The 12,500-nt window shown below is 40.5% G+C and carries 11 protein-coding genes; 9 read left to right on the forward strand and 2 right to left on the reverse strand.

What is annotated here, in order from left to right; all coding sequences use genetic code 11:
* Positions 1 to 97: 97 nt before the first annotated feature.
* A complete protein-coding gene (locus tag gpAD87_RS09785) occupies positions 98 to 1,072 on the forward strand; it encodes a phosphotransferase enzyme family protein (protein ID WP_064637862.1) in 975 nt (324 codons plus the stop codon).
* Positions 1,073 to 1,342: 270 nt separating this feature from the next.
* Here gpAD87_RS09785 and gpAD87_RS09790 read toward each other — a convergent pair whose 3' ends face one another.
* Both gpAD87_RS09790 and gpAD87_RS09795 read right to left on the reverse strand, forming a co-directional pair.
* Positions 1,343 to 2,746 carry an MFS transporter gene (locus gpAD87_RS09790; RefSeq protein WP_064637864.1) on the reverse strand — a complete coding sequence of 468 codons (1,404 nt, stop codon included), beginning with the start codon at positions 2,744 to 2,746 and terminating at the stop codon, positions 1,343 to 1,345.
* 452 nt (positions 2,747 to 3,198) lie between these two features.
* On the reverse strand, positions 3,199 to 3,732 hold the full coding sequence (locus gpAD87_RS09795; RefSeq protein WP_063567472.1) for a YbhB/YbcL family Raf kinase inhibitor-like protein: 534 nt from the start codon (positions 3,730 to 3,732) through the stop codon (positions 3,199 to 3,201).
* A 179-nt stretch (positions 3,733 to 3,911) separates the two neighbouring features.
* Here gpAD87_RS09795 and gpAD87_RS09800 point away from each other — a divergent pair, with 179 nt between their 5' ends.
* The 8 genes from gpAD87_RS09800 to gpAD87_RS09835 all read left to right on the forward strand — a co-directional run bounded on the left by gpAD87_RS09800 (position 3,912) and on the right by gpAD87_RS09835 (position 12,112).
* Positions 3,912 to 4,577, forward strand: coding sequence for a GntR family transcriptional regulator (locus tag gpAD87_RS09800; protein WP_063567471.1), 666 nt, complete (start codon positions 3,912 to 3,914; stop codon positions 4,575 to 4,577).
* A 304-nt stretch (positions 4,578 to 4,881) separates the two neighbouring features.
* Entirely contained in the window at positions 4,882 to 5,148 is a 267-nt protein-coding gene (locus tag gpAD87_RS09805; protein ID WP_064637866.1) for a CD3324 family protein, read from the forward strand.
* 156 nt (positions 5,149 to 5,304) lie between these two features.
* On the forward strand, positions 5,305 to 6,387 hold the full coding sequence (locus tag gpAD87_RS09810) for a nucleotidyltransferase domain-containing protein (RefSeq protein ID WP_064637868.1): 1,083 nt from the start codon (positions 5,305 to 5,307) through the stop codon (positions 6,385 to 6,387).
* 216 nt (positions 6,388 to 6,603) lie between these two features.
* On the forward strand, positions 6,604 to 8,577 hold the full coding sequence (locus gpAD87_RS09815; protein ID WP_064637870.1) for an elongation factor G: 1,974 nt from the start codon (positions 6,604 to 6,606) through the stop codon (positions 8,575 to 8,577).
* Positions 8,578 to 8,737: 160 nt separating this feature from the next.
* On the forward strand, positions 8,738 to 9,301 hold the full coding sequence (locus gpAD87_RS09820; protein WP_064637872.1) for a GNAT family N-acetyltransferase: 564 nt from the start codon (positions 8,738 to 8,740) through the stop codon (positions 9,299 to 9,301).
* A 96-nt stretch (positions 9,302 to 9,397) separates the two neighbouring features.
* Positions 9,398 to 9,973, forward strand: a complete 576-nt coding sequence (locus gpAD87_RS09825) for a TetR/AcrR family transcriptional regulator (RefSeq protein ID WP_063567466.1) — start codon at positions 9,398 to 9,400, stop codon at positions 9,971 to 9,973.
* Between the two features lie 203 nt (positions 9,974 to 10,176).
* On the forward strand, positions 10,177 to 11,217 hold the full coding sequence (locus tag gpAD87_RS09830) for an NADH:flavin oxidoreductase (protein WP_197521394.1): 1,041 nt from the start codon (positions 10,177 to 10,179) through the stop codon (positions 11,215 to 11,217).
* Positions 11,218 to 11,503: 286 nt separating this feature from the next.
* A complete protein-coding gene (locus tag gpAD87_RS09835; protein WP_064637874.1) occupies positions 11,504 to 12,112 on the forward strand; it encodes a chloramphenicol phosphotransferase CPT family protein in 609 nt (202 codons plus the stop codon).
* The last annotated feature ends 388 nt before the right edge of the window (positions 12,113 to 12,500 follow it).

Raw genomic sequence — 12,500 nt, forward strand, 5'->3', positions numbered from 1 at the left:
TCTAAAAAATAGATTCACAGTTTGATTCTGAATCAAATTCAGTATATTTTTAATCAGCACCTTTTGTTACCATAAAAGTAAAGGGGTGAGGTTAAATATGGATAAAAAGATTAAACAACTATACACACAAGATATATTGAGACAGTCCGCGCAATGTTTTGGAATACGTGAAGACTCCATTTTCGAATTAAATGGGTTTCAAAATTTCGTTTATTCCGGGGTTATTGGAGATCGAGAAGTTATTTTAAGAATTGCCCATGTCACACATCGAAATGAATTATTAACAAGAGCGGAACTAGATTATATCATGTTCCTGGCTGATCGAGGAATGAAAGTAGCGAGGCCCATTCAGTCTTTATCCGGGGATTTTATTCATATCATTGACGAGTCCTTTGTTGTGACAGCTTTTGAGAAAGCACCCGGCAGAAATGCAGTAATAGCCGAGGAGAGCAATACGTTTTATGAGAATATCGGTCAAATGGTCGGGAAAATACATAAGTTTTCACTTCATTATTCGTCCCAACATTCACGCTTTGAATGGAATGATAATGCCCTATTAACCTCATTCAAGAAGTACTGTCCGTTAGAATTACACGATAACTTTGATCGTTTAATTACTGAAGTTAGCGCTCTACCCAAGGAAAAAGATACGTACGGTCTTATTCATGGGGATATCAGCCCTGGAAATTATCTTAATGATGGGGACAAAGCTATTATTATTGACTATGACGATGCGGAATATAGCTGGTTTGTTTCTGATATTGCTACACCATTACTTTATGAAATTCCTATTCCGTGGGTTGTGTCTGGAGATGTAAGGAGGGAGATTGCAAAGCGTTACTATTGCAACTTTTTAAACGGCTATTGTAAGGAAAATACTGTGAGTCAAAGTTGGTTAAACAAAATCCCATTATTTATTAATTTAAGGCAAGCTAGAGTATTAGCCGCGTTCTATAGAAGCAGAGATTTTAACGCTCCTGATTGGAGCGAATGGGATGAGCAAGCCCGACGCTTCTACTATGAAAATTTGTTAAATAACACTCCCTATATTGATATGGACTTTTTGTGTTAACGGGTACGATACTTTAACAAAGCCAGAAAAGGAAGGGCCATCCCATAAAGGATGGCCTTTAAACTTGCCGTTACAGACAGCACGGAGAAACCGTAATAAGTGTGATTCTAATTAACTGCATAGAACCTAAGAGTTATAGATTCTCAGCAAGAAGAATGTCTCTTATTAACTTTAAATGAACTGGTATGCAGATTTTTTGATTAAGCAGTCTAGATTTGATTATTGAAGTTATCTAACCCGATCTGACCTAGCATTTCCATTTTACCGCGACTAAGTAACTGGTTCACTATTCATCTTTTCGTCCTTAGCCAATTTACCTGTTCGCCTGAATTGGACATAATATAATGCAGCTACGGCAACGATAAGAATGGGAAGTGTCAGGAAAATATTGCTATATACGAAAGTTGCACTGTTTTGTGGTATCGGATTTAAGTTAATGGTCGATGTGTCCAAATCTAGTATCTTGCCGATAACAGCTGTTGATGTGGCCGTAGCAATAAAAGTGACCATCGAGAATAATCCCATCCCTACGCCGATATTCTCTTTTGAGAGTGTACGTGAAACCGTGTTTGACATTGCAATTTGCATGAACGATTGACCAAGAACACCAAAAATAAGAAAGATCGCTATAAATACTGGCGACATACCAACGACTGAAGACAAAGAGAGAAAACCGATAATAAGAAGTGCAGCTGCAGTAAACACAAGGAAACGATTTCCCTTATCATCTGCTAATTTACCGCCTTGTCGACCCAAAAGCGCTGCCATTAAAGACGACGGCAACATAACTATTCCGATGAAAACCGGTGACAAGTGGTTTACAGAAGAAAGTAGCTGAGGTGTAATGAATGGAAAGGCAAAGCCAATCCCGATCATGACGAAGGTAATAATTAGACCGAATGAAAACGGTTTGTTTCGAAATATGGCCGGGTTTATGAATGGGTTTGGAGTATAGCGTATACGTAGTACGAAAAAAATGAAAATAATAATCCCGCTTAAGGCAAGCCAAACACTTCCGTTTGTTAAAGCCAGTAACAAAATGGCTATGGTACCGGCCAGAAGTATTCCGCCAATATAATCCATTTTTCTGGAAACTCCCTTTTCATCATCTAAATATTTCCGATACATCGGCAAAGTAAGTAATGATAAAAGCGAGATTACAAATAGTACCCGCCAGTTCCATGTACTGCTTACCACGCCGGCAATGATGGGACCAATGGCCAAACCCAATGAAAATCCGATTGCAACGGTACCTAATGCACGACCGCGCCTTTCAGATGTAAAGTAACGAACGGGTACAATCATAGAAATCGCCGGAATGACTGATGCACCAGCTGCCTGTACAATTCGCCCCACAATGACCATCCAATATTCACTAGCCACTAAGCCGATGACAGACCCAATTGCAAAAAGTAGTAGGCCAAACGTCAATAAATTCTTCAAGCTGTATCTGTCTGTCAATTTACCGTAAGTTACCGAGCCAATTGCGTACACAATCATATAGCCTGTGATGATCCAACTCGCTTGCGATGAAGAAATTTGAAATTGTTTACTGATATTAGGGAGTACAATATTAAACATGGTTGCATTCATGACGGATATGATGAGTGTAAAGACAAGTAAACCAAGTAATAACTCTCCTTTATTTTTTTGAACGCTATGATTGGTTTGCATTGGAATGCCTCATTTCTATAGGATAAAACTGTATTGATGAAATAACGAACCTGTATTCCTTTGATGATAAAAGTTTCATCTGAATAAACCGACAATGTAATGTTTTAAATACTTGGCTGGCAGAGATGGTCAACGCTAATTTACTGAAAAGTCCTCAATGATGAGGACTTTTCAGTTTTTCTGGATATATTCTAAATTTCACTTTGTTTTTAATCTTGCTCCCACAGCCGCAAATGACGGTATGCTTCAAAATTATAATTGGCTGTTGGCAATTGGGGCATACATGATGATGTGGGTGATCGTTCAGCTTCACCACTTCCTCCGTACTTGACTCCGCATTGCATGGAGTACTTATTTTTCAAACCCTGTTGTGTGCAAAAAAAAAATCGTAAACACGCATAAGATACTCGGAATTTTTCATATCATTCTTTCCTATGCTTCAACATCTTGGTTTACTTGATTTCCCCTGTTGCCATGAGAACTGCTCTCCCCAGCGTATGACTCAGCATGGTGAATCCAAGGAGAGCTGGCGTGGAATTAGGGGCGACACTAATATTTTCGACGTCCAGCGCATGAACGACAAAATAATATCGATGCGGACCGTGTCCCGCTGGAGGCGCTGCACCGATAAAGCGTTCAAGTCTCAAATCATTCGGTAGTTGCAAGGAGCCTTGCGGCAAACCGCTGGAATACTCGTCACCTGCGCCTGTAGGTAGCTCGGTTACGCTGGCAGGGATGTTGATAACGGCCCAGTGCCACAACCCCGATCCAGTTGGGGCGTCCGGATCATATGCAGTTACGACAAAACTCTTTGTCCCGTCGGGTGCACCCGACCACTTCAAATGGGGCGAGAGATCTTTACTTCCCTCAAGTGTTGACATCTCCGAATAATGCTGGGTTGGTAGAGGATGTCCCTCCATAATGTCATTACTCTCCAATTGAAAGATTGCTACTTCTGGCAATTTGGAAAATGGATTGTTGTTCATTGTAAATTACCTCCTTTTATTTTCATTTTCGATAATACATTAAATAATCGATTCTGTAAATAATAATCGTTTTTATAATTCACTATCGAATTTAATGTTTGTTTTTTATTGATAACGGTGTAAACTATCTACATACAATTACGTAGAATTATAATGTGTATGAAGGAAGGTGCTGCTTCATGGCCAAAAGGAATGGTTCGTCCACCTTAAGCGAGAATGTCAGGAAGAAACTACAATCCGATATTTTGACTGGACAATATGAACCGGGTTCTCCATTAAAAGTTGCGGAATTAGCTAAAGGTTTCGAAGTCTCAGTTGCTGTTGTTCGCGAAGCGTTGACGCGATTGGCGACTCAGGGTCTGGTACAGCAAAATCCTAACCACGGATTTTCAGTAAAGACGGCGTCGGAAGAAGAACTGAACAACATCATACAAGCGAGGTTAATCAATGAATCCGAAGCTTTACGCCTATCCATCGCCCATGGTGATCTCACATGGGAATCCAATGTAATTGCCGTGCATCACAAGCTATCGCAAACGGCTGAGTACAAGGAAGTGAATGAAAAGCTTGTTGTCCGCGAAGAATGGTCCGAGATTCATCGTCAATTTCATTACGAGCTTATTGCCGCATGTCCGAATCCAGTTCTCTTGGATATCTGCAGTAACCTTTGGGATTTGAGCGAATTTTATCGACATTGTTCCCCCCCGCAACAGCAAGTCCGCGATGGGCTCGCTGAACATAAGGCATTAGCAGATGCAGTTCTTAGCCGCGATGGTGAACGTGCTACACAGATCTTTAGAGCACACATCCAACTAACCGCAGAGGTCTTATTCGACAACCAATAAGTTGTTTATAAGATTCAAAAGTTTAAATCAAAACTTATCGGTACCTGGGGAATTGGATAGAGACGGAGATACTTAATATTAGCATTAGCGATTTCTTGGTTAATCTAACTATTTTCTATGGAGGTGAGGCTATTGAAAACAATCGGGGTAGGGTTCTTATATGCATGGCTCTATGCAAAGCCAGTAAAGGATATGGCAATGCTTTGCATAGAGCTTAGGGACAATCACATTGCCAACGACAAATCGTAATATTCTACTAACTGGCTTTGCACCTTATTGATTTATTAAATAAGGAGTGAGGCTCATGAAATATTCAAATGCCGAGTTTGTTTTTCCCGAAGAACTGCTACGTATCATTCAAGAATACGTTCAAGGCGAATTGATTTATATCCCCAAACCCAAAGAGGCACACCTAAAATGGGGCGAGAAAACACAAAGCAAAAGTAGGGTCTCTGCTCGAAACGCTGAGATCAAATCCTTGTTTCGCAATGGAGTCAGCATAGAGGATTTGGCGGCTCAGTATTTCTTGTCCTACGAAAGCATAAAGAAAATTGTTTATAGTAAGAACTAATGAAACCCGCTAAATGGTCGTATCGACGGTTTAGCGGGTTTTGTGCAAAGTTGGATTAAATCAACTTATACATAGTAACCGCACCTCTACATCGATAAACTCAAGTTAAGGTTGTTGGGATGAAGAACGGCCTGCTTATACGAAGGGGTGTAACGAATGAACGAAATCATGAAGAAGAAGCTACTGGGCAAAAATGAACTGCTGATTAACATGGTTATCGAACGCGCAAAAAGAGATTTTCTAGACGATATCGCCATTATTGGGCTTACGGGTTCATTTAGCACCGGGGACTTTCACGAGAAGAGCGATCTTGATTTGATTATTATCAACAATACAGAAAGGGGATGGGGAATATCCGATTGCTTCATCTTGGATGACGTTGGATATGACATCTATTGCACGCCATGGGATTCAAGAATACAAGAGCAATCCACATTAGAGAGTCCCACCGTATCGAGCCTAACCGAGCTCAAAATACTCTACTATGTTAAACCTGAGGATTTGGAGAAATTGAATGACTTCAGGCAAAAAGCTCTTGATGCACTTGCGAGTCCGATAGGAGAAGAGTGTCTTAATCGAGCAAAAAAATGGATCGATCTGGCTAAGCAAGCATACAGCGATACGATGCTAGGTGAAGATATCGGTTCAGTGCGACATGCATCTGCCGACGTTCTGTACAATCTAGTTAATGCCTTGGTCAGTATGAATAACACGTGTATCAAACGAGGAATCAAGCGATATTTGGAAGAGATACGCTCGTTTCGCTATGTTCCTGATGATCTCGAATCCTTATACATGTCAGTCATCGAAGCTCATACCATTGAAGATATCCGAATAGCATCATTTCATATGTTGAATAGCGTTACAAGGTTACATAGTACGATGTGCGATAACTTCATTGTTAAACCTGCACCTAACTTTGATAATCTGAGGGGAACATACGAAGAATTGTGGTGCAACTACTACAATAAAATCTTGAACAGTGTTACAACAAATGATGCTTCCTACGTCTTTCTTTCGGCCTTTGGAGCACAAGGGTATCTTGATGAAATGGCTGTGGAGAAGGGGACCAAGAAATTTGATCTTATGCAGTACTTTGATGCAAGTGATTTACCAGTAATGAAAGAGAAGTTCATTGAAGTGATGGATGAATATCTAGACGAGTATGATAAGGTGGGCAGAGAAGTCAAACGCTTTACAACCTTCGAGCAACTATATGAATATTATTTAAATCATTGACCTACCTTATAAAGGGCCGTGGAGAATTAGTTTCTTTACGGTCTTTTTCATTTTGAGTTTATCTAGATGGATAACGAATCTGATGTTGAAGGTTTGTAATAAAATTCATAAAAAGTATAATAAGAGTATTACATATAAGGAGCGTGAATAGTATGCGAAAAAATACTATGACTATACAAAAGGAGAATAATATGAAAATAAAAAGGATGATAACGTTTGAAAAATATAAATATATGGATTCTTGCGCATGTAGACGCAGGAAAGACGAGTTTAACTGAAAGATTACTTTTTGAAACGGGTATCATATCTGAAATCGGCAGTGTTGATAAAGGAAATACGCAAACAGATTCTATGGAAATGGAACGACAACGAGGAATTACCATTCAATCTGCTGTCGTTTCCTTTACGGTTAATAATGTGAAAGTGAATTTGATTGATACACCAGGTCACCCAGAATTCATCTCTGAAGTTGAGAGGGCTTTGCGAGTATTAGATGGAGTCATCCTTGTCATTTCATCTGTCGAAGGTATTCAAACTCAGACACGAGTTTTGATGAAGACACTTGCTAAATTGAAAATCCCTACAATCTTTTTTATCAATAAAATAGATCGTATGGGTGCAAGGTACGAATCGTTACTAACTGAGATCCATGATAAATTGACACCCCATGCTTTATCAATGGGCTTTGTTAATAATATCGGTACATCAGCCGCGCATATGGAATTGTTCACGGAAAACAATCAGAAATTTATGGAGGGCCTAGCAAATCGTTTAGCTGATAATAATGAACGCTTTCTCGAACGATATCTTTACAGCGCTAAAGACTTAGCCCCCGATGACTTTGAATCAGAGTTTCTAGAGCAGTTCAAGCAAGCACAGCTTTATCCGGTGCTATTTGGTTCAGCAATTACTGGTGAGGGCATTCCCCATTTGATTACAGCCATACAGAATTGCCATTCTTCCGTTCATTATGAAAATACTCCTTTTACAAGAGGGAGAATTTTTAAAATTGAACGTGGAAAAAACGACGAAAAGATCGCTTACGTACGAGTTTTCTCTGGTGAAATCAAGATACGTGAGAGTCTTTCCTATTATCGGATGAATCAAACAGGAGAAATTATTAAATTTACCAACAAGGTCACGGGGTTGAAACACTTCTTTTCTGGAAAAACAACAGATGGAACAATTGCTGCAAGTGGAGATATCGTAAAGATTATGGGGTTAACAGACTGCCAGGTTGGCGATGATATCGGTGTTCCTTCCAATGAAACGACTGAAACTCTGTTCTCGCCGCCTAGTTTAGTAACAACGATCAAAGCCTCTGACGAAAACGAGACCATTCATTTATTCAGAGCATTGAAAAAATTAGCCGAACAGGATCCATTTATTCATATCAAGCAGAATTCTCTTCAAAGGGAGCTATCTATTCATCTTTATGGTGAAATTCAAAAAGAAGTGATTCGGGATCAACTGAAAAAAGACGCTCAAATCGATATCGAATTTCTTGTGACACAGCCTATTTATATTGAAAAGCCTATCTTTACAGGGGAGGCAGTTGAGAGAATGGGAGACAAGGGAAACCCATTTTATAGTACTATAGGCTTTCGTATTGATCCGAATCCTCGTTCAACCGGTATTGAATATCATCTAGAAGTAGAGCTTGGCTCCCTACCTTTATCGTTTCATAAGGCAATTGAAGAAACCGTCTATGAGACGCTTAAGCAAGGACTATATGGTTGGGAAGTTCGCGATCTAATCGTGACACTTACGGATACCGCCTATGCAAGTGCAGTTAGTACAGCTAGTGATTTTCGAAAATTAACGCCTCTTGTGCTAATGAGAGCACTAGCTGAGGCAACTACTCAAATTTATGAACCCATTCATCGGTTCGAATTAGAGGTTCCTGCTAATTATCTAAGTAGGATTTTATTTAAACTAACTCAAGCCTCTTCAACCTATCAGGATCCGATTCAGAATGACCAGGTATTTATGATATATGGCATGATCCCGATTAAGAATATTCAGTCATTCAAGAACCAACTTCCGGGTTGGACCCAAGGTGAAGGTGTATTGCTATCCGAATTTTATGGCTATGAGCCCTTCGATGGTGAAGTGCCATCATGTACAAGATACGATCATAATCCATTAAATCGGAAGGAATATCTCTTACATGTCTTGAATTCGGTGTAAGCTGATAAAGCGAGTAAAAAGCAGCGTACAAGTGGTGTACTCTGCTTTTTCTTTGATTCATTTATAAAAGAACTAGACAGTAGAGTACCTTCTACAAACGTTTAACAGTGTTATTAGCAGAGGCGGAAATTGTTATGATAGAAATCTGGAGGCGAATGAGATGCTGGAATTAGAGTTTACTACTATAGAGGAGTGGGATGAAGCATTGTGGGCGCGGATGGAGCGAATCTATCACGAGGCTTTTCAAAGCGGTGCTAAGACAAAAGCGATTCTGCGCAGTATGCTTGACCGGGGGATTGGTTATTTACACACGGGCGTGCATCATGGAGAAGTGGTTGCGATGGCTGTTACTGGACTGGAGGGGCAGGCTGCGGACCGCATCCTGATCATCGATTACCTCGCGGTTGATCAGAAGCTGCGCGGGTTGGGCATAGGGACCTGGATGCTAGAGCAGCTCAGAGCCTGGGCGTTAAGGGAACACGAGATCAAAGGTATGATTATCGAGGCGGAGTCCGGGACAACGGAGGCTCATCAGGAACGCATTCAGTTCTGGCAACGCAACGGGTTCATCCTGACCTCCTATGTCCATCAATATAGAATGGTGCCAGAGCCGTATCAGGCAATGATGTTTCCGCTGGATAAAAGCACGCATGTGCCTGATGATGGTGAAGCACTATTCCGTTATATCAATGCTTTTCACAAGGTTGCTTACCGGAAGAGTTAGACTGCATTCAAGGGACCTGCAGGAAATTTCCGTAGAGATTAGGATGGAAGATGATCAGTTATTGACTGCATGGTCAATAACTGATATATTAATCCCATGAGCAGACCAAGAGAATTTGATGTCGATCGTGTATTACACCAGTCTATGGAAGTGTTCTGGAATCAAGGCTTCAAAGCAACTTCTTATGAGGACCTTACGCGTACCACAGGAGTCAAAAAGCAAAGTTTGTACTGTGTTTTTAAAGACAAGCGATCGTTGTTCCTGAAGGCGCTGGCACTTTACCGTGAACAGGTTATAGCGAAACTGAAGGAGATTGAAGCCCTGGATTCGTCTCCCGGTGATAAACTGGATGCCTTACGATATTCCCTTTTAGACGATAAAACTAACTGCCAAGGGTGTCTAATTGTGAATGCATCACTCGAATTCGGAACAGATGACGAGCAGGTCACACGCGAAGCTGAACTCATGGTAGAAGAGATTCAACTGGTATTAGAGAAGATCATAAGTAGTGGCCAGAAACAACAGTTAATTTCCAACCGGTATACGAGTATAGAGCTTGCATCTTATCTAAATAACACCATCCTGGGTGTGAGAGTTATGGAGAAATCAGGTTCATCCCGTGAGCAGATCGAGATGGTTCTGCGTACTTCATTTGGCATGATCATGTCTTGATCTTTTTTTTGTGAAATTCTTGACTGCGAAGTCAAAAATAATTAAGGCGGATTAATACACCACGAAACCTTGAAGGAGGTGGGGCTTTTCGATAAAAATCGTGTATTGATTCATTTGGAAGTAACGTCTAGCTGTTAACCAGGCTGGTTGCTGTTTAACATCTCCTAGGTCAACTATATAAAACTAAATATGTGGAGGTTATTATGAATTTTTCTCAATCCGTAGAAGCATTGTTCCAACCTATAGAGTTAGGTCACTTGAAGTTATCCAATCGGATCGTGATGGCGCCGATGACGCGTCAGTTTTCTCCGGACGGTATCCCGGGTTCGAATGTTGCTGGCTATTACCGCCGCAGAGCAGAGAACGCAGTGGGGCTTATTGTGACGGAAGGGACGATAATTAATCACCCGGATGCATCTAATCAAGCCAATGTGCCGCACTTTTATGGGGAAGCTGCAATGAATGGGTGGGCACATGTTGTATCTGAAGTACATGAAGCTGGAGGTCGAATTATTCCACAGATCTGGCATATGGGAGCCAAGGGTCATGTTAATGATTATTCGGAAGCTGAGATTGCTACAATCGTTCAGGAATTCGCAAAAGCAGCCTCAGAAGCGAAACGCGTTGGGTTCGATGGTGTTGAAATCCATGGAGCACACGGCTACCTGATCGACCAATTCCTGTATGAGAAAACCAACTCTCGTACGGATCGTTACGGTGGAGATATGATGGCTCGCACACGTTTTGCAGTTGAAGTGATTGAGGCTTGCCGTGAAGTAGTGGGACCGGAATTCCCGATTGTACTGCGTTTATCTCAGTGGAAGACAGATGATTATCAGGCTAAATTGGCTGAAACACCGGAATTACTGGAGCAACTCCTCGCACCGTTGGTTCAAGCTGGAGTCGATATTTTCCACTGTTCCACACGCCGTTTCTGGGAGCCGGAATTCGAAGGGGCTGATCTGAATTTTGCTGGATGGACCAAAAAACTGACTGGCAAACCGACAATCACCGTTGGATCGATTGGTCTTGATGGTGACTTTACAAGTCTGTTCACAGAAGGTAAAGGCGCAAGTAACGTCGGTATTGATGGATTGGTACAACGACTTCAGAATGATGAGTTTGATCTGGTTGCGGTAGGACGTGCTCTTCTGGTCGACCCTGAATGGGCTAAGAAAATTCAAGAAGGACGTACCGATGATCTGCTTCCATTTACAAGAGAGGCGATGACCGTACTTACTTAATTGCAGTTATACTCATTAGGAATATGTATCTTATGAAGAATAGCAGTGACAGACCAACGTAGTGGTTGGACTGCCCCCATAACGTGAGACAAATCAAAACACCTTCGAATGAAACCTTATCGTAAGATAGGGAGATCATCTTGGAGGTGTTTTTGTAATGGCAATGTCGAGGGACACGGGCAGGATTGTTCAATAACTTCACGAATACTTTAAAATGGATAATTTTCGTTAAGTTTAGTGTTAGCTGAAAGGTACGCAAAAATAAAATGATGAAAGGCGGATTCTATTGAAGCCAGGGATTATAGTTCTTCTTAATGGTGCTTCAAGTTCTGGAAAGACAAGCATATCTAATGAATTATTAACTCAAAGTGATATCCCATTTCAACATTTATCATTTGATAATTTTATTAATGGGCTATTTCATAGTTATAAAGATTTTATTAACAACACATATCCGAGTATGGAAGCAAATGGTGCAGAGGATGGACAATTAGTAAATCAAATTCTTGCAGATCCGTTGATTTCATTATACTACTCGACAATAAAACTATTTTCTGCGATGGGAAACAACGTAGTTGTAGATTCTGTTATAGGTAATGACAAATGGTTCAATACTTGTATTGAATTATTATCAAATCACTCTGTCATGTTCGTAGAAGTTAAATGTTCAAAGGAAGAACTTGCTAGAAGAGAACAACTTAGAGGAGATAGGGAGATTGGTTTAGCAAGTTCACAATACGATAATGTGTATAGCTTTAATGAATATGATCTTGAATTTAATACTGAAATAATGAGATCGAGTGAGTGTGCCAATGAGATATTAAATTTTATAAGATCTAATGAAGAATACACTGCTTTTAAGAAGTTGATTAAGGGGAAAAGTGTAAGTAAGTAGTTCAAAGAAGGCATATCCATCAGCTAACATCATATTTACGCTTCGGGTCATTCGGCTCTCGGTCCTGCTAAGCTAACGGGACGAGAGCTCAATAAAATCATGGAAGCAGTCGGTCATTATGATCGACTGCTTTTGCAAAAAAACAGGCAGATTATAGGGGGATTTATTCCCATTTGATTTTGAAAAGGATAACTTATTGAAAACCTGAATACCTTACGGAGAGCAGATTTATGGAAGTTAGACAAATGGCAACAGCAGTCTTAATACATCAAGAGCATGTTTTGATGATGAAGAAGGCTAATAGTAAGATTTTTAATTTTGAATTTTGGAGCGGTCTAAGGACATCTTGAGTATGAGGAACTAAGCTTCCCGATGAGAGCAAGGGTGT

The sequence above is a fragment of the Paenibacillus sp. AD87 genome (assembly GCF_001659845.1).
Lineage (GTDB): Bacteria > Bacillota > Bacilli > Paenibacillales > Paenibacillaceae > Paenibacillus > Paenibacillus marchantiae.

Coding starts and splice junctions, on each gene's coding strand:
- gpAD87_RS09805 (WP_064637866.1), top strand. CDS start 4,882: ATGAAATATTCAAATGCCGAGTTTGTTTTTCCCGAAGAACTGCTACGT.
- gpAD87_RS09800 (WP_063567471.1), top strand. CDS start 3,912: ATGGCCAAAAGGAATGGTTCGTCCACCTTAAGCGAGAATGTCAGGAAG.
- gpAD87_RS09795 (WP_063567472.1), bottom strand. CDS start 3,732: ATGAACAACAATCCATTTTCCAAATTGCCAGAAGTAGCAATCTTTCAA.
- gpAD87_RS09820 (WP_064637872.1), top strand. CDS start 8,738: ATGCTGGAATTAGAGTTTACTACTATAGAGGAGTGGGATGAAGCATTG.
- gpAD87_RS09825 (WP_063567466.1), top strand. CDS start 9,398: ATGAGCAGACCAAGAGAATTTGATGTCGATCGTGTATTACACCAGTCT.
- gpAD87_RS09810 (WP_064637868.1), top strand. CDS start 5,305: ATGAACGAAATCATGAAGAAGAAGCTACTGGGCAAAAATGAACTGCTG.
- gpAD87_RS09790 (WP_064637864.1), bottom strand. CDS start 2,746: ATGCAAACCAATCATAGCGTTCAAAAAAATAAAGGAGAGTTATTACTT.
- gpAD87_RS09785 (WP_064637862.1), top strand. CDS start 98: ATGGATAAAAAGATTAAACAACTATACACACAAGATATATTGAGACAG.
- gpAD87_RS09830 (WP_197521394.1), top strand. CDS start 10,177: ATGAATTTTTCTCAATCCGTAGAAGCATTGTTCCAACCTATAGAGTTA.